This is a genomic window from Nitrosospira sp. Nsp11, assembly GCF_900142705.1.
Taxonomy (GTDB): Bacteria; Pseudomonadota; Gammaproteobacteria; order Burkholderiales; family Nitrosomonadaceae; genus Nitrosospira.
Window position 1 is genome coordinate 299,344 of record NZ_FRBV01000002.1, and the last position, 24,763, is coordinate 324,106.

Sequence of the window (24,763 nt, forward strand, 5' to 3'; positions counted from 1 at the left end):
TAAACCGGCTAAGAGCAGCAAATACTTATAAACGAGTTGCTGCCTTCACCTCTTGTCTTTAGATTGACCGCATCTGCTCTTTGTATGTCATCGCACCAATTCTTCGAGCTCGCATTTCTGGTGATGCTCCACGGAGACGCCTGCGCGTGCCGCTTCACATGCGTTTCCGTAGGTCTTGCCGTCGCAACCGCAAACAGGCCTGTGCTCCTTGGTACAGGTGCTGGGGATGGCCTTGCACGTTCCCTGCGCATCGCGAATTTTGCATTGCCCGGCACCGACCTCGCAGTATTGCGCATCGGGACATAACGTTCCCAGAAGTCCGCCACAGTCTAATGGCTCGATGGGTTCGATTTCCTTGCAACGATCCGTTAATTCCACCTTGACAAAGGTTCCGGGTTTGGGACGAATAGAACGCAGTTGCTCGACGAAATTGCGAAATTCACGCGGTGTTGAGCTAAGGCCTGCTTCCGCGCAAGCGGATAAGCCAACCTTGGTTGATGTCGGTCCATCCGCTCTGGGATAATAAACATCGAAGGTATCGACGGTATCAGAGGCAATGGCATTGCCGACCGCTTTTTTTACCAATTCCAGCGATGCAGGATCCACATTGTCGTTGGTGCTGCCAACGCGGATAATAACGGCACCGGCCGTATTACCATCCTCGGCAAACGAAGATGCATTTGAAAGAAGGCTGAACCCTGCCAAAATATAAATTAATTTTTTCAATTTTCTTTACTGACTAGCGAGGACGCAGGGATAAGCAGGCCGGCGACGCGCGCCTAACACTCCAGACCTTACCACCCACCTAATGATCAGCACCCGGTAAACCTTTGGATCTCAAGAAGACCTCAAGGGCGGCGCCCTATACCGGGCAACAGCATAGCCTGCGGAATGGCGCTGCGGCCCCAATTGGCCCGGCCGCAGCAATCAGGATGTTCACGTCTGAAATCCGAGGCAATTTTTGTTATATCGGATTAGTTTGGACCGATAGGTCCCCCTTGCTCATACTTGGGATCTTTTTTCGGTTTTCCTTCTTTATCCACAGGGAAGTCGGGTACGTGTGAATCTTTGCTCGGCGACGCAGCATCTCTGTTCCGTTCATCTCTTTTTTGCTGATCCACATATCCTGTGTCCACTCCGCCAGTAGCGCCAGTAGCGTCATAAGGCTTGGCAGTTCCACCTGAAGTGGGTTGGGAATTACCCTGGCCGGAAGCGCTGCTACTATCGGTAGAACTACTGCTGGTAGAGCCGCTTTGGCCGGCTGAACTTCCCTGACCGGATGTGCTGCCGCCGTATTGGGCCTGCGCTATGCCTGCAACGCTGAATACCGCCGTGCTGGCCAAAGCTAAAAAAGATGATGTAGAGAATAATTTCATGGCTGTTCCTTCTTGTCTAACCAGCAATATTGCTGTGTTTGAAAGATTACGTGCCGTCTCGCAACTCTTCAGTGCGGTACCACACCAAATACGCTTTCCATTCCAGGATAACCGGGCATCACGCGATACTCGCTGGCCAGGAAGTCTGCATGCCAATTCAATGCCGATGTTTTTACTGATAATATTGAAAAAAGTTGAGTGAACTGTTCCTGTACCAAGCTCAGTATGGGTCAGGGTGATATTGGACGGCGCATCTCAAATGTTCAATGCGCCATCGTTCAGCGCTCTATTACACTCACATCCAACGACATGATGGGCCTGTGGCAGGCAGGCGCTCCAAGGCAGGGTTCACCTATGTACATACGAATTATGCGATTCCGCACCACAAAGACAAAGAGACAAAGCAAACCGGGGCCCTCCAATTAAATTCACAGCCGAAACGATAAATAAAATCTTGAAATGTTGCGCTCTGGTTGTGTCAATAGGCGCAAACATTGGCTCGGCTCATGCGTTTGTCATTGACACTAAAGGTAGCCCTAAAATCAGGACGGATGATGGCAATTTTGAAATGGTTTTCGGTGCTCGCGCTCATCTCGACGTGCACTCGTTCAACAACGACAAAGCTGATCCCGCTTATCCCGCTTTCGGAAGCCAGGTACCCGATGGTCAGCCTCGCAGCGGTTTCAATTTTCGCCGCGGCTATACCGATGTAACCGCCCGATTTTATGACCTCAGCTTCAAATTTCAGAACGATTTTGCGGCCGGAACGTTTCCTGGCAGCCTTCGGGAAGCCTGGGTCGCCGCCAAAATGGGACCGGGTCAACTCACGGTCGGCCAGTTCAAGGCTTATCGTGGCATGGAAGAACTGACCAGCTCAAATGAAATTACGATGATGGAGCGCCCTTCAACCTCGTCCACCGGCATTTATGCGGGGCGGCAGTGGCTGATGGGCGTCGGCTACAAGGGTATTTTTGCGGACCAGCTCGGTTATGCTATGAATATCATGAGCCTGACGAACCTCGGTATGCCTATCAAGGGCTCAAGCTATGGCGGCAGACTATTCTGGGTGCCCCGCTCGCAAGAAGGCGATACCCTTCATTTTGGCTTCTCTTACAGCGTCGATACAGAAGATGCCGGGTCACTTTCGGCGAGAGTCGTTGATATTTATGGTGGGCGTCGCGGTTTCAGTCAATCCTTTGGCTCCGCCGGTGCCGCGGCGGGTTTATCTGATAATCATAGCGAGACCACGTGGGCACTGGAAGCAGCTTATGCGATTGGGCCTGTCAATTTGCAAGGAGAATACGCAGCCGTAAAACTCGACAATACTCATCTATTAGAGGGGGCGCAGAAGGACTCTCACGTTCGGGCATATTACGTACAGGCGAGCTGGTTTGTAACCGGTGAAAGGACGGTCTACCGGAAAGAGCGCGGCGCTTTCGGCAAGCCCAAGCCGAGCAGGAAATGGGGAGCGATTGAACTTGCTGCGCGGTATGATGCTGTCGAGAACAAGGATCAAAGTCTGGTTGAGAATCCGTGTGGCACGGGCACAACCAGATGCCAGGTCCAGATACTCACGCTGGGAGTGAACTGGTATGTTCGGGAAGGGGTAAGATTAATGCTCAATTATTATCTTACCGAAGCAGAACTCGGAAACGCCGGCGCCGGCACACCAAACCGTAGGGACAGTCCTTCCGTTATTTCCTTCCGTACCCAGCTAAGTTTTTGATGAGGGCGAGAAGCGGGGATGATCTGTCTTGTTACATCCGTTCGATATATTCGCCGCTGTCCGTATTGATTTTGATCTTTTCGCCCTGGAGGACGAATGGCGGAACCATGACAACAAGCCCGGTCTCCATTTTAGCGGGCTTGTAGGAACTGGTGGCGGTCGCTCCTTTCAAGTTGGGTTCGGTGTCCGTAATAGTCAACACTACGCTGGAGGGAAGCTGTACGCCGATTGCGCGATCGTGGTGGAAATTGACTTGCACGTCTGTATTCGGCAGCAGGTATTCATACTGACCCTCAAGAAATTCCTGCGACAGGCCCAATTGCTCGTAGTTTTCCTTATCCATGAAAATATAATTGTCACCTTCCTGGTAGAGAAAAGTCATGTCGCGCGGCTCGACAAAAGCGCGTTCCACTTTGTCGTCAGTTCGGATGCGCTGGTTGGTTTTAGTGCCTGCTTCGATATCCTTCATCTCTACCTGCATGAATGCCCCCCCTCGGCCTCCAACATGAACGTGGTAACATTTCAGGACGCGCCAGATGCGCTTGTCCCACTCGATCAGGTTACCGACACGGATTTCCGTTGCAAGAACTTTAGCCATTATTGTTCCAGTGAATCAAGAAAACGCGCATCTTACTATAAAAAGCTCTCGATAACCCCATGCAATCAACGTTCTCGGCGGATTGCCGCCAATGTCACCGGTTGTCCCGATTTCTGGACGAAGTAAAAATTCGTTATCCGGATTATTACGCCCGCCCTGTGCCGGCTTTTGGAGATGTGGTGCCCAAGCTCCTCATTATTGGCCTGGCTCCCGGAATGCATGGAGCAAATCGCACCGGCCGGCCCTTTACGGGTGATTTTGCGGGGATTTTGTTATACCGGACCTTATATAAATTCGGCTTCGCCAACCATGAAGGTTCGGCTTCGGTGGAAGATAACTTGCAGCTCACGCATTGCCGCATTACTAACGCAGTCAAATGTCTTCCTCCCGAAAACAAACCCGAGCCAGGCGAGATCAGACAATGTAATGGATACCTCGCAGCCGAGATTGCTGATTTCGCAAAAGACGGCGGCACCGCGCTGCTCGCTCTTGGCGGGGTTGCTCATCAGGCAACGCTCATGGCACTGGGGCTCAAGCGAAAAGCTTTTCCTTTCGGCCATGGCGCTACACATGAATTAACTGCCTGCGTGGCATCCGATAGCTTGAAACCCAACAGCTTGAAACCCAACAGCTTGAAACCCAACAGCTTGAAACCCAACAGCTTGACACTATATGACAGCTACCATTGCAGCCGTTACAATACCCAGACCCGGCGTCTGACCGCAGAGATGTTCGAACAGGTATTTGCGAAAATTTGCAGCGACCTGGCTTTTCATCAGCAAACTGGAGACTAACTAACCCATGCCCTACGTCAACATACGCATTGCCGGCACGCTCAGCCGCGAGCAGAAGAAACAGATTGCCCAGGAGATAACCGATACGCTCGAGCGAGTCGCACACAAACCGAAATCCTACACCTATATTGCTTTCGATGAATTGCCTCACGAAAGTTGGGCCATCGGGGGAAAACTGCTGGGTGAGGGGGACTGATTGCCTTGGCGGTAGAATCTACTTTCGACGCCAAAGCATTTTATTCGAGCCTGCCATCGCAGCCGGGAGTCTACCGCATGATGAATGCGGCAGGGCAGGTGGTGTATGTCGGCAAGGCTATCGATCTCAGAAAACGCGTTTCCTCGTATTTTCAGAAAAGCGGCTTGGGGCCCCGCATGCAACTGATGGTTTCCCAAATCGCCGGAATAGAAACCACGGTGACCCGCTCGGAAGCGGAAGCGCTGCTGCTCGAAAACAACTTAATAAAAAATTTAACTCCTCGATTTAACATCCTGTTTAGAGATGATAAATCATATCCGTACGTGATATTGAGCGGCCATCGTTTTCCCCGGCTTGGGTTTCACCGCGGCGCACTGGATAAGAACCATCGTTACTTTGGCCCGTTTCCGAATGCGGGGATGGTGAGAGAGAGCATACAGCTTCTGCAAAAAGTATTCCGGATTCGTACTTGCGAGGATAGCGTATTCAGCAACCGCACCCGCCCTTGTCTTCTCTATCAGATCAAGCGCTGCAGCGGGCCTTGCGTCGATCTGATCACAGCCCAAGCATATAAAGAGGATGCCAGAGACGCGGAGCTTTTCTTGCAGGGCAAACAGACCGAGGTTCTGGAAAGCATCGCCAGAAAAATGCGGGAAGCCGCGGATTCCCAGGAGTATGAGCAGGCTGCATTGTTTCGCGACCAGATTCAGTCACTGCGAAAAATTCGGGAAAAACAGTTCGTCGATAGCGGCAAGGCGCTGGATGCCGATGTGGTTGCCTGTGTTGCCGAGGCCAACGGTGGGGGAAGGGCGTGCGTCAATCTTGCCATGGTAAGGGGAGGGCGCCATTTGGGAGACAAGAGTTTTTTTCCACAAAATGCGGAAGGGTACGACCCGCCCGAAATGGTGGAGGCTTTTTTGACCCAGCATTATTTCAACCGGAGCGTGCCAAATCTTATCATCGTCGGCGAGAAAGTTCAGCGGGACATACTTCAAGCTGCGCTCGCCGAGCAGTCTGGCCATAAGGTAGTTATCAACTGTAATCCGATCGGCGAACGGCGCATGTGGCTGGATATGGCCGCGGAAAACGCGCGACTGGCGCTGGAGCAGATGCTGAGCCGGCAGGCCAGCCAGGAGGAGCGTCTGCAAGCCTTGCAACAGGCTCTGGATATGTCGGGTTCGGGTCTTGGCCGCATCGAGTGTTTTGACATCAGTCATACGCTGGGTGAAGCGACTATCGCATCCTGCGTGGTTTACGACAATTTCGCCATGCGCAACAGCGAATATCGCCGCTACAATATTACCGGCATAACGCCGGGAGATGATTACGCCGCTATGCGCGATGTCCTTTCCCGGCGCTATCAAAAAGTTGCCGAAGGCGAGGGGAGTCTTCCTGATCTGATTCTGATCGATGGCGGCAGAGGCCAGGTCAGCGTTGCGCGAGATGTACTGGTCGAGCTTGGGCTGAATGACGCCAATCTTTTGGGCGTATCCAAAGGTGAAGCGCGCAAGCCCGGATTGGAACAATTGATTTTCCCGGGAGCGGAAAAGCCGCTACAATTGCCAAGGGACCATCCCGGGTTGCATCTGATTCAGCAGATTCGGGATGAAGCTCACCGTTTTGCAATTTACGGCCACCGCGCCAAACTTGGTAAATCCCGCACCAGCTCAAGTTTACAGAAAATTGATGGCGTCGGCGCCAAGCGCCGTCAAAGCTTGCTGGCGCGGTTTGGCGGGCTGAAAGGCGTGCAGACCGCAAGCATTGAAGAATTGCAGCAGGCGGATGGTATCAGCCGTGCGCTGGCAGAAAAAATTTACAGGGAATTGCACTGATTGCAGAGGTGCACTGATTGCAAAGAGCCTATTCCAGTTCCAGCCATATAGACGTCCCGAACTTGGGACAGCATATTGCCGCTGAGGCGTATCCAAAAATGTTGACCCCCATAGACTGATATGAGAGGGAATATTTATTTGAGCAAAAAGCAGTGTCGCGACGAGGCAGGGTAACAATACAATTTGAATCGAAGGTTCGCAACCGGGTTCATCAAAGCAGCACCTTAATGGCATATACTGATCCTTATGCCTCTTAACCTGCCCAACGTGCTGACGTGGATGCGCATCTTGGCGATTCCGCTATTCGTGGGCATATTCTACTTTCCCTCGACATGGTTGTCCCCGTCCGAGCAGAACCTGATTTCCACCATTATCTTTACCGTGGCCGCCATCACCGATTGGCTGGATGGCTACCTTGCGAGAGTACTCCGCCAGACTTCGGCTTTTGGGGCATTTCTTGACCCGGTGGCGGATAAGTTGATGGTGGCGGCGGCGTTGATCGTTCTGGTCTACCTGAGCAGGCTTGACGCACTTATCGCCTTCATCATTATCGGCCGTGAAATTACCATTTCAGCGCTGCGCGAGTGGATGGCGCAAATTGGCAAAGGAAAAAATCTGGCGGTTTCCTTTTTGGGAAAACTGAAAACTACCTCGCAAATGGCGGCCATTCCGCTGCTGTTGTATCACGAAAAAATAGGTGAAAATTTCAACCCGCAGGAAGTGGGCACATGGCTGATCTATCTGGCGGCAGTACTGACATTATGGTCAATGGCCTACTATCTTAAAGTCGCAATACCCCAGGCGTTGAAGCATGGCTGAAACGTCCCAATCCTGCTCTTGCATCGCCTTTTCTTGACAAAGACAGCAGCATCCTTATAATGCCAGATTGTTTTTTTGCGGGAATAGCTCAGTGGTAGAGCACAACCTTGCCAAGGTTGGGGTCGCGAGTTCGAGCCTCGTTTCCCGCTCCAGTCAGTGGGAAAATGGATTCATCTGCATGAGGCATCGTTTGCATATTCTGCGCCCTTGCTGAAATCCGTTTTCCCTTTTTAGTTTTCCCTATCGCACTGCAACGGTGCAACGTAACCAGTTTGCGTAACGCAGCAATGGCGGGGTGGCAGAGTGGTCATGCAGCGGCCTGCAAAGCCGTGGACGCCGGTTCGATTCCGACCCCCGCCTCCATTTTTATATCCGAACCAGTCCTATAACGTCAGGTAGCCCCCGTATTTATAGGATTTTTCTCTTATTTGTAGTCCGAGTTTATCCAGTAACATCCTCTTGAGTCCGAGCTATAATCGTGGTAATTTTAGTGGTAAGAAATTTACTAAGAAGTTCTTTCCTGAGCGGAAATTACGGTTGCTTTTTTACTTTAGCGGGAACCTTCTTCTTCAGTTGTTCAATCTTACGTTCATGAAGAAACACTGATTCGATGATGTGTTCTGTAATGTCCAGCAACGTGACAACATCTCTCACCTCGTGCGCATATGCGCGGTGAATAGCCGCGTAACCCGCATCCAAAATGGTTTCGAGCCACTGGCGTTGAAGCTTGGAAATATGACCCAACTTTTCGAATTCAGCGATGTGCTTCCCAAAAAGTTCCTTGGTCGCCTACTTTTGAGATCATGATTTTCTCAAGCAGAGCGCGGACACCCATAGTTGCAAGCCGGGGAAGATTGTTTTGAAGTGCGACGTAGATTTCGTTCAAAAACTCTTCAACAAACTTATCTTCGGGTTTAAGTTCAATCTCAAACCAGTGAACCATTCGGGGATTTGGCGAAAAATCGCTGGTGGAAAATAATAGACTTTCGGTTCATCATATTCAAAGAAGTGGGATATATGCCGAAGCTTGATGCCCTCGCATCCGCAACACTTGAGTGTCTCATACCGATCGCTGCCATAAATCTCTTGCTCATCGTCGTGCCAGCTCGTTTGCTCTGTGTGAAGAACATCGTGGTTTCGGTCTCCACCGCAAGTATTGCAATGCGCTTTGCCCTTCGGCACAGCGGGAATCATGGTAGTAGTCATCGTATCTAACTTAAATAGATGGAAAAAAGCACAAATAATGTATAGCGTGTCCTAAAACTTGGTTCTTTAAAACGTTCCAATAAACTTAACAGCAGTATTACCATAATCTGCCAAACATAAGCATTTATTTGTCCCGCTCTCAAGCCTGCCCGTTTTGAGATACTTCGAATAGGCATCCTGCCCCATTTGCGAGAAAGCGACCCGTTCAAACACCTGAAACGAATCAGGAGAACAAAAATGCAATTATTGTACAACCCCGACATATACCCGGATCAAGTCCGAGAAATGATAATTCAATCAGGGAAAATCGGAATCGAGATCGCAAACCGGTGGATGATGGGGTGGCCAAAAAGGGTCGTGAATCTTCTGATCCAAGATATGTACGAGGAAGTGTTTCAGTACCAGCTTTTGCAGGAACAGGACGTGATGGCAAGAGCGTCCAACCTGAGCCATCTTGCGCCACTGGAGATCATGGTAATGTCGGGCCTGAGTCTCGAGCCGCCGGAGATGTAGAAGGTGTTTCTATCGCTGACGCTGCACTGGGACATCGCGAGAACCTACCGAACACCCGGTGCCCGTCCCCTCGTAGAATCCCTCATCAAGCGTCGTGCCCCCGCCGAGATCTTTACCCCTTCCGAGAGACAAGTGGTGTCGATTCCACGATAAATTCTCAAGGGCTGGAGTTCCGTGCCGTTGCCGTGGTGGCCTGCGACGACGAGATCATCTCTTTGCAGGAGCATCGCGACGGTTGGCGATGATGTGGACTTGCAGAGTTTTATGAGACTAGCGCCATTTGCTCTACGTTGCCTGCACGCCACCAAGGGACGCTGCGGTTGAAGCGCCGACTTTAGAGGCCAGATCCATTGCAAGCCGCTGGAGCGTTTCGGCTTCGTCCAGGCCATCGAGGAAGCGCCGGGGTATTCCCGATAGCCCGACTTGGGCGCCGACCAGCGCGCCGGTCAACATGGCACGCGCCTGGTTTTCGCCGCCGCCGTTCACGGCGTGGAGCACAGCCGATTCAAAATCGTCCGGAAAGCGTGCGGTGAGATGATAGGCTGCGGGAAGTTGGTGATAAATGGCGCAGGTCATGCCATAAACGATGGAGACTTTCCATGCGGGCTCTATGCGGATATCCGGGTCCATCGCGGCCGCGGCCACATACGAGGGCGTGAGCAGAGCGTCCGGAGAGACGAAATATCCACTTTCGCACGGAAAGTCCGCCTGAGGCGGCTGCAGGTCGGTATGCGCCATCGAATGGAAAGGCAGTTTTCCCGCCCTTGCCAATCGCATGAGCTTGCCGGAGAGGCTCCTGTTGAGCTTGTGGCCCTGCACCAGGAGACCCAGCACTGCCCCATACGCGACAGTCAGGGTAACCACGGTATCGTCGATCTGGGTAAGCCGCGTATTGCTGGAGATGGCGGCTGCCAGTTCCTGCGGTTGGAAGGCATAGCGAACCGCCAGCGCGAGGGCGCGGGCTACCGCCTCGGTGGTATCGGCCAAGCCTCCCGTTTGCCCCCACGGCAGATTTTGCTGCACACGCTTGCGCCAGGCGTCGCGGATAGACTGCTGGGTATATCCGCCCGGGCCGTTCACCGGCATCCCGTTGAGCAACGTGAAGATTTCCTCATCCATCCGCCGGCAGAAATCCGCTTCATCATAGCCTCCGCGCTCGACGAGTGAACGCAGCATGAACTGGAGAATAATGCCGCTCTGGGAAAGTTGGCCGGCCTTGAGATCGCTATGGTAGCGGCCGGCCTTGGGGTCGGCATAGGTCGTGATCCAGTCGCCGTAGTCGCGGCGGAGTACCGCCAGATCGTAATACCAGTGCGGGCCAAGGCCTAAGGCATCTCCGATAAAGGCGCCCATAATTGCGCCGGCGGCGCGGTCCTGTATTGCAGGGTCGGACATGTTCTGATCCTCCTCTTGGTTAACCTCATTATCCCACCGGCAGGTAATCTGATACGAGCGGTTATTCCATAAGCTTTGCCGGAAGAAGAAGTTGTTGATCAAGCGCGTGCGTTCACCGCGGGCAATTGGTCTGCTAAAAAGAAGGGTTAATTTTAGAGACACAACGCTGCGGCACCGCAACTCAGGCATTGAAAGCTATGAATGCCCCGGACGCTGCAGGATTTCACCGCAGGTTGGCTTCAATCCATCTTACGTCATGTGCGATACCACTGGCCGGGTTTACCTCAAGTAGGCTCGCTTGATGTTCGCGCCCGAAATAGCGAGGTGCTTACGCTCCCAATATACCCCAGGACCTGGTACAAAATGAGAATGCCTGAATTATTCTTCGGCAGCTTTTTCCTCAAAGCATCCAAACCCATTTATTCACGCAGTGGGTCGATGTAAAAAAGCACGATCCAACTGATCAGCTATAGAAATTTTTGAGCCTGCTTATATCTTGAACTGAACGTTATATGGCAGCATCAAGCTTTTTATAGCCCGCGGCATTAAAAAACGCAAGATTGCCTATGTCGAACTACGACAGAGCAAGCCAACGTATAGTAAATATTTCAGTACGATTCCAGAGGTTGAAAATGTCTCTTCTTCAAAATGGTTTTCTGGATTTGAATGCAGCACTACCGGGACAGAAAGGCAAAAGATTCACCGGCCCAATTTCCTTCATGTATCAGGTTACTGTCTTTGCGATCAACGGACTTATCAATTATCAGCAGGAAATGATATGAAGGCAAAAAACCAGGGCAGAACCTGGACGGTTTTTTTGTCTTCCTACGTTTGGGTTTGACCTCGTTCGGTGGACCTATCGCGCAACTGGGATACTTTCACGACGAATTCGTCATGCGCCGCGGGTGGCTTGGCGAGCGCAGTTATGCAGACCTGGTTGCTTTCTGCCAATTTCTGCCCGGTCCGGCCAGCAGCCAGGTCGGCATGGCAATCGGTCTCGCTCACGCTGGAATGATCGGCGCACTTGCGGCGTGGACAGCCTTCACTTTACCATCATGAAACTTCCGAAACTTCCGCCTTGGCTAGCCGTCCTATGCAGCGGCCTGGGCGGGTGGCTGTCAAGTATCACCTTCTGAAAACGCAAGCCAGACTGAAAGATAGCCGGGTTCGAGAAAATAATATGATGAGTTAGTGGAAGCAGTTACCTTGATCCTGAATAAATAAGCACAGAGGGTCTCCGAGTGTGCGAAACCGCACATATCTTTTACCCACAAAGGAAGTAGGATTATTACGGCTTCAGAGAGGCCTTAATGCTTGAAGCCAGAACTTTTTATTTGCACTAGGGTCGAAGGTTAGCGGGTGGAACGACGAGTTTCATCCGCAGGTAAGGTTCTTTAAATAGAGGGATGTTTCTGAAGGTGCTTGCTGGCGAAAATCGGGAGAAGTGCACTGTGGTACTCGGTCGTCAAGTTGTCAACTCTTGAATCATCTCAATTCTTAAAGGAGGTTATCATGGAAATGGCAATTCTCGTAATAGGTGTAGGTGCCGTTGCTCTTTGGTTCTTTATGACCAAGGATGGTGGACGGAAAGAATAAAACCGATTAGATACTTGAGTAGAGCTACTGAAAAGAAACGTCATCTGAATTCAGGGCTAATGCTCAACCAGCCGGTGCTCATGCGACGCTTGTCCGGCGCACCGGCTTCTTTTTTAGGTATGTAGCTAGCGACTCGCCCTTGATACAGGCTCCCTCGAGTCTTGGGGCAACCGCCCTAAGGCAGACCCTCAGCAGAATCGTCCAAAGCAAACTCTCACACAAACTCTTCAGGCAAACCTTGGATATCTCCTGATACTCCCCGTACTCCCGTAAAACCGTAGGTTGACGGCCCCAGTGCCACCCCCATGAATCATGAGTATAGCCAAGCCGCAAAAAGGATGGCAGTGAGGGCGGCAAAAAACAGCTCAGCAGAGATAGCAGCGGCTGTTGGCTGATCAACTGTCTGGCCCGTCGGCGCGCCGCAACTCCTGGCACTTAAGGCTTCCGAATTAACCATATCTCATCTGATACCTTCTTGGTCAACAGCTCAGGTTATGTATGCTTCCGAACAGAGTGAAGCGATTTTCCCTATTAGGATGCAGTCACTCTCTGTTGTGTTTAACTCGATTAACAGAGACAAGAACCCCGAAGACATTGGGTTTGAGGAATTATATGTCGGAGGGAAACTTTTGAGGTATCGATAATAGGAGATTCATGATGGCTTCAGATAAAGAAAAAAGTGATGACCGGAGCAGCGGCCGCGAAAGCAAACGCGGTTTTGCTTCCATGGATGAAGATAAGCAACGCGAAATAGCCAGTCAGGGTGGTAAAGCCGCTCATGAAAAGGGTACCGCACACGAGTTTGATTCGGAAGAAGCTCGCGAGGCTGGCAGGAAGGGTGGCAAAGCGGCTCATGAGAAGGGCACCGCACACGAGTTTGATTCGGAGGAAGCTCGTGAAGCCGGCAGCAAAGGTGGCAAGGCAGCTCATGACAAGGGTACCGCCCACGAGTTTGATTCGAAGGAAGCTCGCGAAGCTGGCCGAAAAGGCGGAGAATCGCGTGGAAAAGGAAGTTCGGACGATCGTGAAAAAGGTAGCTCGGACAGCAAGAGTTCCTCTCATTCAACTCGAGGTGGAACATCAGAGCAACATGCCAAAGCCGGTAGCCAAAGCCATAAAAATAAATAGTGACCCAGAGTGATGAGGGGGAGTTGTATTGCTCACCATTACTTTTAATGATGTGTAGTAGTCTCGGCTGCGGCTGCTACACATCATTATCGTTCCCCGGCGTTTTCTTCGCGTCCGGCCATTTCAAAGCAATTTCCTTGAGAACCATTTTTCGAATTTGGAGAATTTTCTTCTCTTCTTCTATTTTTTCGGACCACCCGGCACAGTTACACCGTAGGTTGACTCCGGCCTGGAATTCCATCGGTTGAATTTGTACGATCAAATCATGAACCGCGCGCCAGCTGTGGCTTCATTCTTTACAGTTTCGCTATCAAGGCCTTGGCATCAAACGGCGCCCTGACTTTGATATCATTATCAAAATAGCAATAGACATCACGCATATGAAGTTGTAACGGGGACTGCGCCGAGATGAGGTGCGCGTCCTCTGGCTGGGACCCGGCGCGCCAGGCGCGAATCCTCGCTGCCCAGCGCGCCAGCGCCTCATCGGTGTATCCGCTCGCATACAGTTTCTTGTCGCCATGCAAGCGGAGATAAAGAAAATCCGCGGTTACGTCTTCCCGGTAGGGCCATTTTCCGGCAGTGTCGGCAACGACGAACGCAATGTTGTGCTCGCGCAGCATTTGGACAAAAGTTTCGTCAATGAAACTCTCGTTCCGGATCTCGATAGCATGCCGAACGGTGCGCGTGGCATCCACGGCCAGTCGCGCACGCCCTGTCATGCGGTGCTCACGACGGCGAGCAAGGCTCAGCGCCTGTTGGGTATCGTGCGGCAAAAGCTCAAAAAAAAGCTTCATTCTTTCCGGTTCATAGCGAAAACTTGGCGGGAACTGCCAGAGGATAGGCCCAAGTTTTTCTCGAAGGTTGAATAATCCGGACGCAAAGAAGTTGGCGAGCGGGCCATGAACATCGCGCAGGCGTCGTACATGAGTAATGTAGCGGGGTCCCTTGACGCTGAAAATGAAGCCCGGAGGGGTGGCCTCATACCAATGCTGGAAGCTCTCCGGTTTCTGTAACGAGTAAAACGTTCCATTTATCTCTATGGTCGGCAGTGCCCTGGAAGCGTATTCGAGCTCTCGATCCTGAGGAAGGCCAGAAGGATAAAAAACCCCTCGCCATGGCGGGTAGCGCCAGCCGGAAATCCCTACAAATGTCCCGCTCACCGTACTAGGAGTCCCGCCCACGCGGCAGTTCTTCACCACTGATCGTATAAGCCGGCGGCACGTAGAAATTGAGCGTCCGGAGCAAGTCGTCACCGGTATTGCGGATTTCATGCTCATCGCCGCGTTCAATGAGCATGAGCACGTCTTGGTGCAGATCGTAGCGCTTGCCGTTCACTGTCGCAATCCCGGTTCCAGACAGTACGTACAGCCATTGATCAGCGCCACGATGACGATTTTCCGGTCCACCTTCCGTATCACCGTGCGGAAGAACCATCTCCGCTGCCTGAGAACTCTCGTTGCCAAGGACTACGCGAAATCCACTTTCGAACGCCAGGTTCTTCATTTTCACTTGCGCCTCCTGCATCAAAGAAATAAAGAAAAAAATTGGACAGCCCGAAAGTGACACGGTTTCGCGCGTTGTTGAGAGGATCGCGTGCGGCACACTCACCATTATGTTAGATCAAACAAGCTGCGCCTGTTTCTGGCGGGATTATCAGCGCAGAAAAGGCCTTGCCAGTTTGAGATCGTCGACAAAGCGGTCATATTCCTCATCCCTGTCTCGATCGGGCACTCGCAACAAGAACGAGGGATGAACCGTAATCAGCAACGATATACCTGATGCATATTCACGAAGTTTTCCCCGATTAGCTGTAATCGGTGTCGCGCGGCCCAGCAGTGAGCGGGTAGCTGTCGCACCCAGGGCGATAAGAAGGCGAGGGGCGACCAGTTCGATTTCGCGCCGAAGCCAGTCGTGACACGCGGCAATTTCTGCGTCGGCAGGTTTTTTGTGCATACGACGTTTCCCGCGGACTTCGAATTTGAAGTGCTTGACGGCGTTGGTAATATAAACATCTTCTTGTGGTATCTCGACCGTTGCCAACGCCCGTGCCAGAAGTTGGCCGGCTGGACCCACGAACGGGTGGCCTGCCAGATCTTCCCGGTCGCCAGGCTGCTCGCCTACGAGCATGATCGATGCATGCGAAGGACCTTCGCCGAAAACGGTTTGGGTTGCATGCTCCCACAGTGGGCAAGCTCGACAGTCCATTGCCGCTTTACGCAGGGCTTCGATCGTGTCACCCGCCCGCTCTGCGGGATGCAACGAATTTCCTGAAGTAGCCTTCATATAGCAGGGCCCGCGGCTTATAAATTTATTTGCCAGGAAATAAATTTATAGGTCAAATAAACCTGAAAAGCTTGGAGATTTTGGAGAAGGACAATAAAAAAAAGCGAACTGGATTAAGCGGTACAGTACCAGCCACTGCTGCTGGCATTGCCGATAGGCAAAATATGGTGCCGGGACTAAGATGCAAGGCCGGACCGATAAGAGACGGATGGGACTGGAGAAAAAATATTACAAGCCTAGCCAGTGTCGTTACAGATAACCATGCCGAACTAACAGGCGCAAGCGTTGTTCAAGCTCGCAGCCCCTGTTTTTACAGCGTTCCTTGCAAGTTTTTGGGGACATCGTCCGCAGTCAGTTCGAACCAGAACACGCTGCCTTCACCGACCGTACTTTCCACGCCGATTTCACCTCCCATCAGCTCGATCAATTGCTTGGTCACGACGAGGCCTATGCCCGTACCCTCAACCGAACCGTCTTCCTGGCCAAGTCGATTGAACTGCTGGAAAAGTTGCGTCAGCTTTTCAGGCGGCAATCCGGCGCCGGTATCCGTGACGCTGATACGGATACGGTGCGGTGCGGTCGCATTGCAATTTACTTCAACTGTTCCACCTTCGCGGTTATATTTGATCGCGTTGGATAGAAGATTAATCAGCACCTGTTTCACCCGCGTTCGATCGGCTCTCACAAAGAAATGCATATCCGCCGGCGGAAATATCAGTTGAATATTACGCTCCTGCGCTTGCGGTTCCACCATGGTCCGGCATTCCACCATGACATCCCCCATACACATGGGTTCTTGGGAAACCACGAGTTTGCCGGATTCAATTGTGGCCAGATCGAGGATTTTATTGATCAGCTCCAGCAAGTACCACCCTGCGGCATTGATCTCCTTGAGCATGGTCATCTGGGTGAACGTCGGCGGTGGCGAACTGGATTCCATCAACTGCGCGAAGCCAAGCATGACATTGAGCGGAGATCGCAACTCATGACTCATGCTGGAAAGGAAGTCGGATTTGGCGAGATTGGCCTTTTCCGCATCAGTCTTGGCTTTGGTCAGTTCCGTTTCTATCAGCTTCCGTTCAGCAATATCACGGCGCAATTCTTCGTTAACCTTTGCTAATTCATCTGTGCGCTTCGCCACCAATTCTTCGAGACGATAACGATGTTGCCGCAACTCAGCTTCCGCCAGTTTGCTCTCTGTAATATCGACGAGAATACCCTGTAGGAATAACGAACGTCCCGACTCATCCCGAACCACGCTCGCTTCATCGCGAAACCATAAAACTGATCCCTCACGGGAAAGCAAACGGTATTCGCAGCGCAAGGGTGCGCCGGTCGCACGACTTTTTGCGCGTTCCTCGAGCATATGCCTCCGATCTTCGGCGTAAGTTCGGGCAAGAAGTATATCCGGGTCGTTCAACCATTCCTCAGCAGGAAATCCCAGTGTTTTAATCCGGGAGCTGACGTAAAGAAAGCGATTAGTGCCGTCCAGCGCAGCGATATATACTATTGCCGGAATTGTCTCCACCAGCGAACGATATTTGGCTTCCGCTTGGGCCAGCTTGTCTTCCGCCAGCTTCTTTTCCATCCTCATCCGCCGCTCGCTCAATACGCGCTGAATGATGGCGGGCAACAATTCCAGGTACTGGTGATCCATATCCTTGATAAGATAATCCCTGGCGCCGCGTTTCATGGCCTCCACCGCGATAGCGGCATTGTCCGTGCCGGTAAGCATCATGACGGGTATGGCGACATCTCCTGCCTCGTCGGTCAGGGCAGCCAGAAATTCCAGACCATTCAGGTCCGGCAAGTGGTAGTCAAGCAAAACGCAATCCGGCTTTTGCTCGTGAGCGAGTTGCAGCCCCTCGTGGCCTGATTCGGCTTCTGAAAGCACGAAATCATAGTCCGGGTTTCGCGCGAGCGCGCGGCGGCAAGCCATGCGATCCACGGCGTCGTCTTCGACGAGGAGTACGCGAATCAGCGGTTTGATCATAGAATAATCAGCTGATGGTAAAAATCCAAAAGTGTTTCACCGAAGTCCTCATCATGGCATTTCGCTTATGGTCCAGTAGGCATCGATCGAACGCATGACTTCGACGAATTGCCGATAATCGACCGGCTTGGTCATATAGCCGGCGACCCCCATGTTGAAGCTGTTCACTTTATCCTGTTGTTCCTCCGATGTGGTCAATACCACTACCGGAATACGCTTTAGATGGTCGTCGCGTTTCACCACCTGCAGAAACTCAATCCCGTTCATGATGGGCATGTTCAGGTCAAGCAGGATGATGCATGGTTTTTCGCTTTCCGGATCTCGAAGATAGCTTACCGCTTCCTCCCCATTCTCCAGATGCACGAGCCGATTCGTTACGTGGATTTCCTTGAGCGCGCGTATAACCGTCATGGTATCCACTTGATCGTCTTCCACCAGGAGAATGGGTTTGTTAGTTACTTTCACGCTGCTGTTCCTTTAGTTGAGTTATCAATTAATGACGTTTTGGGTAAGGTGAAGAAAAATGTGCTGCCCTTACCAATTGTGGACTCCAACCCGACGCTGCCGCCATACATTTCCACGATCTTTTTCACCAGGGCCAAGCCGACGCCGGTGCTTTCTATGCGGTCCCGAGGTGCGAGCGTCTGGAATAGTTGAAAGATCCTTTCGAAATGGCGTGACTCGATGCCGGGCCCGTTGTCGACGACGCTGAATTTCCACTGCTCGCCTTCAGCGATACACGTGATGCGAATCTCGCCCCGAGGCTTATCCATGTATTTAATGGCATTCGAAATCAGGTTCTGAAGTATTTGCTGTATACGGGTTGGCTCTATGATGACAGTCGGCAAGTGATTTTCTACAGTAATGTTAATATTCGGCGGGGGGGCAAGAAGCTCAATCACATCTTCCACTACCTCGCCGACGTCTACCGCGACTGGTGTCTCTCTTACCCGGCCTACGCGAGAATATTGCAAAATGCCATCGATCAAGTTTCCCATGCGGTGTACCCGACTGACAAGAAGGCGCATATGCTCCCGGCCTTCGTCATCGAATTTGTCCGCGTAATCGGTGGAAAGCCAATCCGCCAGTGCGCCGATGGCTCGCAGCGGCGCCTTTAGATCGTGAGAGGCCACATAGGCGAAGCTTTTCAGTTCCTCATTGGCGCTTTCCAGGTCGGCCATTAAGCTGGCTTTCTGCTCCTCCACGAGCTTGCGTTCGCTAATGTCACGCAAAATGACCACGAACATGCGGCGCTCGCCGCCATGCATCTCGACTACGGCAATGTCCAGTGGAAACGTTGCGCCATTCTTGCGCAGCCCTGCCACTTCAGTCGTCACTCCAAACGCTTTAGAGCCCGTTTTCAAGTAATTTTCAAGATAATCGATATGCTGGTCCTGACCCTGACCCTGGGGCGGGAATAGCAGACCGATATTTTGCCCGATAATCTCGCTCTCCGGGTAATCAAAAATTCTTTCGGCAGCGGGATTGAAGGATCTGATTGCGCCCTGTTCGTCAACCGATGTAACGCCGACGATCAGGTTGTTCAATAAAGCGCGTGTATGCGCTTCACTGTCGCGGACCCGGCCGATGGTATCCACCAGACTGTCCCGCATTTCCTTCAGCGCTTGCATGAGCTGGCCGATTTCATTTTTCGACCGGACCTGGATTTCCTGCCTTAAGTTGCCCGCGGCAACACTCCGGGCAATGTTCACTACATCTTCCAGCGGCCGGAAAATGGAGCGAATGAAAATGAGGCTGAACAACGCAGCCAACACCAGGGCCAGGACTATCGACGCAATAAGGATATTGCGAATGGTCTGGTAGCGTTTTTGTTCCTCCGTATATTTTATCTTGGTCTCATCAATTTGCAGCAAGACAAGTGCGTCAATGGTTTCGCTAACAGCTGGATAGAGAGGACGAATCTTTTCGACCAGAATCCGGTTTGCTTCGCCGATTTTATTTGCCCGCAAAGCGGCTACTGCCGGCAACACGCCTTCGGAGATATATTTCCTGTGGTCTAAAGCGAATTTATTGGCCAGCTTACTTTCCATCGGGGTTAGGTTTGTCGCAATGTAAGCTTCCCAGGTTCTGATAATTGTCTCAATATTTTTCTCGACAGTTGCCGTCTTGTTCTCGATGATCTCGCGCGTCGGCATAACCAAAGCAGAGGTGATGGCAAGCCGGTTGTGCAGCAGAAGCGACTCGATATGCGTCACCTGGCTCAGAGGGATGGATCTGTCAAGATAAACGGTTTTCAGGCCGCCTATCGCGCTGCTCATACCAAACAACCCAACCACTTGAATCCCTAACACAAAAATCAGCAGGAAGGAAAGAATGAAGATCAAGCGCGATTTGATAGTCAGGTTCTTAAACATATTGGCTCGGATTACTCAAAATGGAAAACATCTTTTCTTTTCGTCTTGTACCAAAGCCTTTGATATTACCCGTATGAGCCGAAAGTGAAAAACATCTTTTGATTTAATTTAACAACTCCGCATCGTTCAGTGGTTTCGACAGGGCTGAGCAGAGCCAAAATTATTATTTCAATAAAGAAAAGCGGAATCAGTCTCCAAATCTCCAATATCCTTAAATAACTCACTAATCGGGTTGCATTGACTCATGCTGTAGCGGCTTGTCAGCCGCGACCCCACCACATGGCCTATTGAACGACGATTGCCGATATGTACAATTTCATTAGCTTTTCGTACCTCGATACACGTCTTCGTAAACGTTCGCCCTTATTATTGCGGTATCCGTAACGCCTCGCAGTCCAATCGTCTTAAAGGAGGTAACAGTCATGAAACTCAACGCCTTATTTGTGGGAGGTCTTTTGGCGGCGGCAGTAGCCGTTCCCGCCGCCGCTGATCAGACATTTTACCAAACCAAGCTTGATGGCCCCAGCGAGGCTCCACCTAATATTTCTCCCGGTACCGGTATGGCAACGGTCAGCATAGACTCCGATCTTCGCACAATGCACATCCATGAAAGTTTTAGCGGGCTTATGGCGGATACTACAGTTTCACATATCCATTGTTGCACTACTGCGCCCAACAACGGCACCGCAGGCGTGGCAACCGCAATCCCTACATTTCCAGATTTTCCGTCCGGCGTAAGGGAGGGCGTCTATGACCATACTTTTGATATGAAGAATGCATCGAATTATAACCCTGCTTTCATCGCGGCCAATGGAAATAACGTTGATGGCGCATTCAATGCGCTGCTGACGGGGTTGAATACTGGCAGCGCCTATTCAAATATTCATAGCGTCATGTTTCCAATGGGCGAGATACGCGGTTTCCTCGCGCCCATACCCGAACCCGAGACTTATGCAATGCTGCTTGCCGGTCTCGCCATGATAAGTGCGGTCGCACGACGGCGGCGTGCTTGACCCAACTTTGCACTTAAACTGCATATCAACAGGGGGCCTTCGTGCCCCCTTTTTTTTGTACTATCAAGCCTGACTCCATGCTCGTCTACGATATTGGTTCTCGCCGGGTGGTTTATGCCAATTCGACTAATTCCATTATCTCGTTGCATCACCTCGATTGCCGAAGCCGCTTTGTTATACCATACACCCATACCGATCCTGTGGTGTGCCTCGGGACCTATCCAGTATTGTTGAGTTCTGTAAAATCTCTGGGGCAGCGGAAACGCGCAATACGATAAAACGGAGAACAGAGGCTAAACAGAGAATCCCGCTCGTACCCGAATATCAAACATTGAGCGCCCGCTTTAAAGAATAAACCACCCAGTCTGCGCCTGTATGGACGCACATATTTCACCCATCCCCGCTAGATAATGCTTTCAATTTTGGCTCTAACCATCAAAAAAACCATCACGCTGTTCGTGCTGATGGGACCTGTTTCCATGATCCCGGTTTTTCTCGCCGCTACGGAGGGTTTTGATCTACCCAGCAAGGGCCGCTTTGCCAGGACTATTGGGTTGAGCGTTACGGTGGCATTGCTGGTGGCAACATTTCTGGGGATGCCTATTTTAGGATTGCTCGGCGTATCGCTGGGGGCGATGCAGGTTGGCGGAGGAGTCATTGTCTTGTTGCTGGCAATAGCAATGGTTCTTGGGAAGGAATCAACCTTTAAGGGGTCGCCCGGTATTGCTAATGAAGAGGGAGTTCGGGAAGCCGCAATCGTTCCTCTGGCTGTGCCACTGCTAGCCGGTCCGGCGGCATTCAGCTATGTCATGGGAAATAGTGCATGGCATACCTCTGTCGATCTGATTCATGTGGTGGTGCCTATCCTTATCGTAGGTATCGTGTGCTGGATAACTTTTTATATGGCTTGTCAGGCGGAAAAGAAGATTCGTCAATCTACTTTGGATGTAGTACAGCGCGTGGGAGGATTTATCCTTGCGGCGATGGCCGTAGAGATGATGGCCACAGGATTACGTGGACTGTTTCCGATGCTTGCTCCAGCGTAGTGTCAAAATTCTTATTGGATAAGATTGGATGACCTGGAAGTGTCGAGAACGTATTTACTATTGCCGAAAAATGGATGACCCATATTCGGTTATGACCCCTTAGGCAGAACAGCGATCTTTGCCGAAGGCAAGCATCAAAGCCGCTCGGAGCGATACGCTTATATTCCTACCAGCGATGTGCTGAAGGGGTTGCGCAATAAAGATTTTCAGCCGTTCATGGTGTGCCAGACGCGTGACGCGACGATAGCCGGCGCGAGTACGCCAAACACTTGATCCGCTGCGTCACGCCAATCAAATCATCGGCAGGGAAGCCAACGAGATTATTTTGCTCAACAGCCATGATGGGCACCAGCTTTTACCAGATGCTGGCCGGTGCCTCCAGAAAAAACGAATAACATAGACATACGAATCCTGTTCAGGAAATACTATTTACGGACCTGCGATGAACAATAAAGCCCATCAAGCCCATCAAGCCCATACCAGACAGCAACACGGACAAAGCCATCGATTCCGGCATTGCGGAGCTTAGATTCGATCCCGGCAATTCGGAGGGCAAATTTGATTCCGGAATTGCAGAGGCCAGATTCGGTTCTGGAATTGCGGAGATCATGATCGTACTGTCCACGAGACTATCCGGATGTTGCACATTCACATAGGCGACATTGGCATCAAACTTGTCAAAATAAAGGCCGGTAGCCTCGGCCCCTATAGTGGATAGAGATGCCCAGCGCGCGACCGAGTCAGCCACGCCATCATTGTCGGTATCCCGGGCAAACCAGATGTCAGCCATCCCGGCGGGTTGGTCCTCGACAATATAAATATTCCCAGCCGCATCGATCGCCAAATTATCCGGATTGGCCAACGAGGTGCCCACCGATACGCCCGTCGACTTGTCTACGGTGTTACGGCTTACAAAGAGATTTACTTCGTTGGAATCAAGATTAATGGAGTACACCTCGTGGGTCGACGTGGTGGCCACAAACAACATTTCATCTCCGTTTACCAAGGTTTTGATCTCTATATCCTCAGGGCGCTGGTAACCGGTACCTTTCACCATTTTCGCCGTCTCGCGGCCATCGATGGTTCCATCGGCATTCATCACCGATATCCCATCAATGGGGCCCCCCGTTGTATTAGTAATCGGAATCCATACAAAAGACCCTACTACGTTCGCATTGTCACCTCCGTTGACCTGTAGGACGAAGGTTTGGCCGGCGAAGAAATACTCGTTACCCGTAGTGGCAGCGTGGCTGGCCGGCACATATTTATAAATGCTGCCGCCATTAAACTCATCAATGAAATACAGGTTATTCTCTTTATCAAAGGCTAGTCCTTCATGCGCTACGCGCGGCACGATTGACCGATGGACGAAATTGGAGTCGCCGCCGCCAGTAGCAGTTGTGGGGTTGGTCAGCTCAAATAAACGTCCTTTAGTACTCCCCTTTTCCCAAAATTCCTCTGCGGTCAGGTAGCTGTTCCAAGGTGTCCAGCGAGAGGCATCCCCCTTGGTGAAGCCTTGTGTGCCTGGCTTAACGAGGGTTTTGGTTAGTCCTGTTTTTAAATCTATACGCTGTACTCCTGCTTCCAAAGTTTCAAAAGGGATAAACAGGTAGCGGCCTGCATCGAAGCCAGTCTCATTAGCGGTGATCATATCCCAGCCACCAGAGTTGGGCTCTCCAAGCTTGAGTTGACTTATGCGATCTGCGATCCGAACCTGCGAGAAACTCGTGGAAGAGAACGTAAATGGAGAACTCTCCGGGAGGGAGCCGGCAGCAACGCTGCCCGAGACGGGATGGAATTTGGCGAAATGCGTATCGGCAACTGTAGCTTGTGCCGTTTTAGTCATTACCAGAAGTACCAATACAAAAATAACGCTCAGTATTTTATGCTTAAACATGGAAGCTCCGAAATTGAACAGCAGCACTGCTGAAAAGCACAGGTGCTCTCAGACTCATCCTTAGAACAATTCCGCAATATACCTTCCGGATATGACCTAACGATGACAGCGCTGCTGGAAGCATTACGGTATAGGTAACTGCGGATGCGAAGGAAAGCAGCTTGATTTTCGAAGGCAAAAAAAAGCCCGCGCACTGCGGGTATAAAGCTTCATTATTTTGCATAAATACTGCAACACGCTTTCGTTAACATAGATGCTCCAATACACAACCAGGAAGCCATGCCTAACTACGTCGTCTATACGAGAACCCACGCGGAACATGTCGTACGCGCAAGAAATCTTTCTACCAATTATCCCTACGATCTTTTAAAGCTCCATTTTCATGAAGCATCGCTTACCGGCTTTCCCGAGAAAACTGTATTCTGGATAAACCGTGAAGGCCCTAGCGTGGGCTTTGCGCTGTGCTCGGACATGCACAACCAACCGGATCAAAGTGAGCTGGAATAAGCTACTTGATAAAAGTTCAGATAAAAACGCTTGCGTTCACAAAAAAAACAACATGCTCATTACTGGAATGGGCGCCGCAACATCTGCTTTACGCTTTCGTCAAAAGAATCTTTTCTGAAGATTTTGCATGAGCAAGCTTGTTCCCTGTATCCGGAACTGGGACGGGTCCCTTACACACAATGGATCAGGCAGATCGAAACCAGGCAGCGAGCCTGCTCAAATGTTTGTGCCTTGAGAAGTTGGAGATCTTGCGGTAATGCGCATTTCACGGAGCCTACGGCGAGGGAGCGTGCGAGTTTCATCTTTATAAGCCGCAAAGACCGTGCGCATGTCTAACGCCGACTTGGACTTTCCGGCAGAGCGAAGCTTTTTGTTAATACCTCTTTCCAGCAAGTGGTCAAACTCATCCGATGTATAACCGTACAGATCAATGTATCTTCGTTTCTTCATAACATTTCTTTGGGATGGAA

The 24,763-nt window shown here is 51.3% G+C and carries 24 protein-coding genes, 2 tRNA genes and 2 pseudogenes; 15 read left to right on the forward strand and 13 right to left on the reverse strand.

The window, feature by feature from the left end:
- Window positions 1-87: 87 nt before the first annotated feature.
- Entirely contained in the window at window positions 88-726 is a 639-nt protein-coding gene (locus tag BUA28_RS16050) for a Kazal-type serine protease inhibitor family protein (RefSeq protein WP_218587224.1), read from the reverse strand.
- Window positions 727-974: 248 nt separating this feature from the next.
- Complete coding sequence (locus BUA28_RS04355; RefSeq protein WP_072766896.1) at window positions 975-1,376, reverse strand: hypothetical protein; 402 nt, start codon at window positions 1,374-1,376, stop codon at window positions 975-977.
- Between the two features lie 475 nt (window positions 1,377-1,851).
- Between BUA28_RS04355 and BUA28_RS04360 the strand changes: the two genes are divergently transcribed.
- Complete coding sequence (locus BUA28_RS04360) at window positions 1,852-3,102, forward strand: OprO/OprP family phosphate-selective porin (RefSeq protein ID WP_256598234.1); 1,251 nt, start codon at window positions 1,852-1,854, stop codon at window positions 3,100-3,102.
- Window positions 3,103-3,133: 31 nt separating this feature from the next.
- Here the strand turns inward: BUA28_RS04360 and efp are convergent, their stop codons facing one another.
- The gene (gene efp / locus BUA28_RS04365) at window positions 3,134-3,700 is read right to left on the reverse strand and encodes an elongation factor P (protein ID WP_072766897.1); all 567 of its coding nucleotides are present in this window, start codon (window positions 3,698-3,700) and stop codon (window positions 3,134-3,136) included.
- A gap of 59 nt (window positions 3,701-3,759) precedes the next feature.
- Between efp and BUA28_RS04370 the strand changes: the two genes are divergently transcribed.
- The 6 genes from BUA28_RS04370 (at window position 3,760) to BUA28_RS04395 (ending at window position 7,704) form a co-directional block, all read left to right on the forward strand.
- On the forward strand, window positions 3,760-4,494 hold the full coding sequence (locus BUA28_RS04370) for a uracil-DNA glycosylase (protein ID WP_072766898.1): 735 nt from the start codon (window positions 3,760-3,762) through the stop codon (window positions 4,492-4,494).
- A 7-nt stretch (window positions 4,495-4,501) separates the two neighbouring features.
- Entirely contained in the window at window positions 4,502-4,690 is a 189-nt protein-coding gene (locus BUA28_RS04375) for a tautomerase family protein (protein WP_025039800.1), read from the forward strand.
- A gap of 5 nt (window positions 4,691-4,695) precedes the next feature.
- Entirely contained in the window at window positions 4,696-6,522 is a 1,827-nt protein-coding gene (gene uvrC / locus BUA28_RS04380; protein WP_072766899.1) for an excinuclease ABC subunit UvrC, read from the forward strand.
- Between the two features lie 246 nt (window positions 6,523-6,768).
- Window positions 6,769-7,341: a CDP-diacylglycerol--glycerol-3-phosphate 3-phosphatidyltransferase gene (pgsA, locus tag BUA28_RS04385; RefSeq protein ID WP_025039798.1), complete on the forward strand. Its 573-nt coding sequence runs from the start codon at window positions 6,769-6,771 to the stop codon at window positions 7,339-7,341.
- Between the two features lie 77 nt (window positions 7,342-7,418).
- Window positions 7,419-7,493 (forward strand) — tRNA-Gly (locus tag BUA28_RS04390).
- 137 nt (window positions 7,494-7,630) lie between these two features.
- Window positions 7,631-7,704, forward strand: a tRNA-Cys gene (locus tag BUA28_RS04395).
- A gap of 168 nt (window positions 7,705-7,872) precedes the next feature.
- Here BUA28_RS04395 and BUA28_RS04400 read toward each other — a convergent pair.
- Both BUA28_RS04400 and BUA28_RS04405 read right to left on the reverse strand, forming a co-directional pair.
- Complete coding sequence (locus BUA28_RS04400; protein ID WP_072766900.1) at window positions 7,873-8,085, reverse strand: hypothetical protein; 213 nt, start codon at window positions 8,083-8,085, stop codon at window positions 7,873-7,875.
- A gap of 10 nt (window positions 8,086-8,095) precedes the next feature.
- The gene (locus BUA28_RS04405) at window positions 8,096-8,284 is read right to left on the reverse strand and encodes a DUF4145 domain-containing protein (RefSeq protein ID WP_072766901.1); all 189 of its coding nucleotides are present in this window, start codon (window positions 8,282-8,284) and stop codon (window positions 8,096-8,098) included.
- A gap of 500 nt (window positions 8,285-8,784) precedes the next feature.
- Here BUA28_RS04405 and BUA28_RS04410 point away from each other — a divergent pair, with 500 nt between their 5' ends.
- Window positions 8,785-9,060 (forward strand): hypothetical protein, encoded by a 276-nt coding sequence (locus BUA28_RS04410; RefSeq protein ID WP_072766902.1) that lies wholly within the window; start codon window positions 8,785-8,787, stop codon window positions 9,058-9,060.
- A gap of 285 nt (window positions 9,061-9,345) precedes the next feature.
- Here BUA28_RS04410 and BUA28_RS04415 read toward each other — a convergent pair whose 3' ends face one another.
- Window positions 9,346-10,455: an ADP-ribosylglycohydrolase family protein gene (locus BUA28_RS04415; protein WP_072766903.1), complete on the reverse strand. Its 1,110-nt coding sequence runs from the start codon at window positions 10,453-10,455 to the stop codon at window positions 9,346-9,348.
- Window positions 10,456-11,087: 632 nt separating this feature from the next.
- Between BUA28_RS04415 and BUA28_RS15780 the strand changes: the two genes are divergently transcribed.
- The 3 genes and pseudogenes from BUA28_RS15780 to BUA28_RS04430 all read left to right on the forward strand — a co-directional run bounded on the left by BUA28_RS15780 (window position 11,088) and on the right by BUA28_RS04430 (window position 13,179).
- The gene (locus BUA28_RS15780) at window positions 11,088-11,237 is read left to right on the forward strand and encodes a hypothetical protein (RefSeq protein ID WP_178297882.1); all 150 of its coding nucleotides are present in this window, start codon (window positions 11,088-11,090) and stop codon (window positions 11,235-11,237) included.
- Between the two features lie 22 nt (window positions 11,238-11,259).
- Window positions 11,260-11,511, forward strand: a pseudogene (locus BUA28_RS04425) (chromate transporter); the annotation flags it as partial.
- 1,194 nt (window positions 11,512-12,705) lie between these two features.
- A complete protein-coding gene (locus tag BUA28_RS04430) occupies window positions 12,706-13,179 on the forward strand; it encodes a KGG domain-containing protein (protein ID WP_256325426.1) in 474 nt (157 codons plus the stop codon).
- Between the two features lie 296 nt (window positions 13,180-13,475).
- Here BUA28_RS04430 and BUA28_RS04435 read toward each other — a convergent pair whose 3' ends face one another.
- From BUA28_RS04435 to BUA28_RS04460, 6 genes are all read right to left on the reverse strand, one after another.
- Window positions 13,476-14,339 carry a DUF72 domain-containing protein gene (locus BUA28_RS04435; protein WP_072766906.1) on the reverse strand — a complete coding sequence of 288 codons (864 nt, stop codon included), beginning with the start codon at window positions 14,337-14,339 and terminating at the stop codon, window positions 13,476-13,478.
- A 4-nt stretch (window positions 14,340-14,343) separates the two neighbouring features.
- The gene (locus BUA28_RS04440) at window positions 14,344-14,682 is read right to left on the reverse strand and encodes a cupin domain-containing protein (RefSeq protein ID WP_178297911.1); all 339 of its coding nucleotides are present in this window, start codon (window positions 14,680-14,682) and stop codon (window positions 14,344-14,346) included.
- Between the two features lie 150 nt (window positions 14,683-14,832).
- Complete coding sequence (locus tag BUA28_RS04445) at window positions 14,833-15,438, reverse strand: UdgX family uracil-DNA binding protein (RefSeq protein WP_256598235.1); 606 nt, start codon at window positions 15,436-15,438, stop codon at window positions 14,833-14,835.
- A gap of 334 nt (window positions 15,439-15,772) precedes the next feature.
- Window positions 15,773-17,455: a hybrid sensor histidine kinase/response regulator gene (locus tag BUA28_RS04450; protein ID WP_072766908.1), complete on the reverse strand. Its 1,683-nt coding sequence runs from the start codon at window positions 17,453-17,455 to the stop codon at window positions 15,773-15,775.
- 51 nt (window positions 17,456-17,506) lie between these two features.
- Window positions 17,507-17,920, reverse strand: a complete 414-nt coding sequence (locus BUA28_RS04455) for a response regulator (protein WP_072766909.1) — start codon at window positions 17,918-17,920, stop codon at window positions 17,507-17,509.
- Window positions 17,917-19,830: a Tar ligand binding domain-containing protein gene (locus BUA28_RS04460; RefSeq protein ID WP_072766910.1), complete on the reverse strand. Its 1,914-nt coding sequence runs from the start codon at window positions 19,828-19,830 to the stop codon at window positions 17,917-17,919. The genes BUA28_RS04455 and BUA28_RS04460 overlap by 4 nt, the downstream gene beginning before the upstream one ends.
- Window positions 19,831-20,252: 422 nt before the next feature.
- Between BUA28_RS04460 and BUA28_RS04465 the strand changes: the two genes are divergently transcribed.
- The 3 genes and pseudogenes from BUA28_RS04465 to BUA28_RS04475 all read left to right on the forward strand — a co-directional run.
- The gene (locus tag BUA28_RS04465; protein ID WP_072766911.1) at window positions 20,253-20,843 is read left to right on the forward strand and encodes a CHRD domain-containing protein; all 591 of its coding nucleotides are present in this window, start codon (window positions 20,253-20,255) and stop codon (window positions 20,841-20,843) included.
- Between the two features lie 422 nt (window positions 20,844-21,265).
- Complete coding sequence (locus BUA28_RS04470; protein WP_178297884.1) at window positions 21,266-21,889, forward strand: MarC family protein; 624 nt, start codon at window positions 21,266-21,268, stop codon at window positions 21,887-21,889.
- Between the two features lie 111 nt (window positions 21,890-22,000).
- Window positions 22,001-22,272: pseudogene (locus BUA28_RS04475) on the forward strand (DUF932 domain-containing protein); the annotation flags it as partial.
- A 32-nt stretch (window positions 22,273-22,304) separates the two neighbouring features.
- Here BUA28_RS04475 and BUA28_RS04480 read toward each other — a convergent pair.
- Window positions 22,305-23,813 carry an alkaline phosphatase PhoX gene (locus BUA28_RS04480; RefSeq protein WP_256598236.1) on the reverse strand — a complete coding sequence of 503 codons (1,509 nt, stop codon included), beginning with the start codon at window positions 23,811-23,813 and terminating at the stop codon, window positions 22,305-22,307.
- Between the two features lie 252 nt (window positions 23,814-24,065).
- Between BUA28_RS04480 and BUA28_RS04490 the strand changes: the two genes are divergently transcribed.
- Complete coding sequence (locus BUA28_RS04490) at window positions 24,066-24,293, forward strand: hypothetical protein (protein WP_072766914.1); 228 nt, start codon at window positions 24,066-24,068, stop codon at window positions 24,291-24,293.
- Window positions 24,294-24,763: the final 470 nt, after the last annotated feature.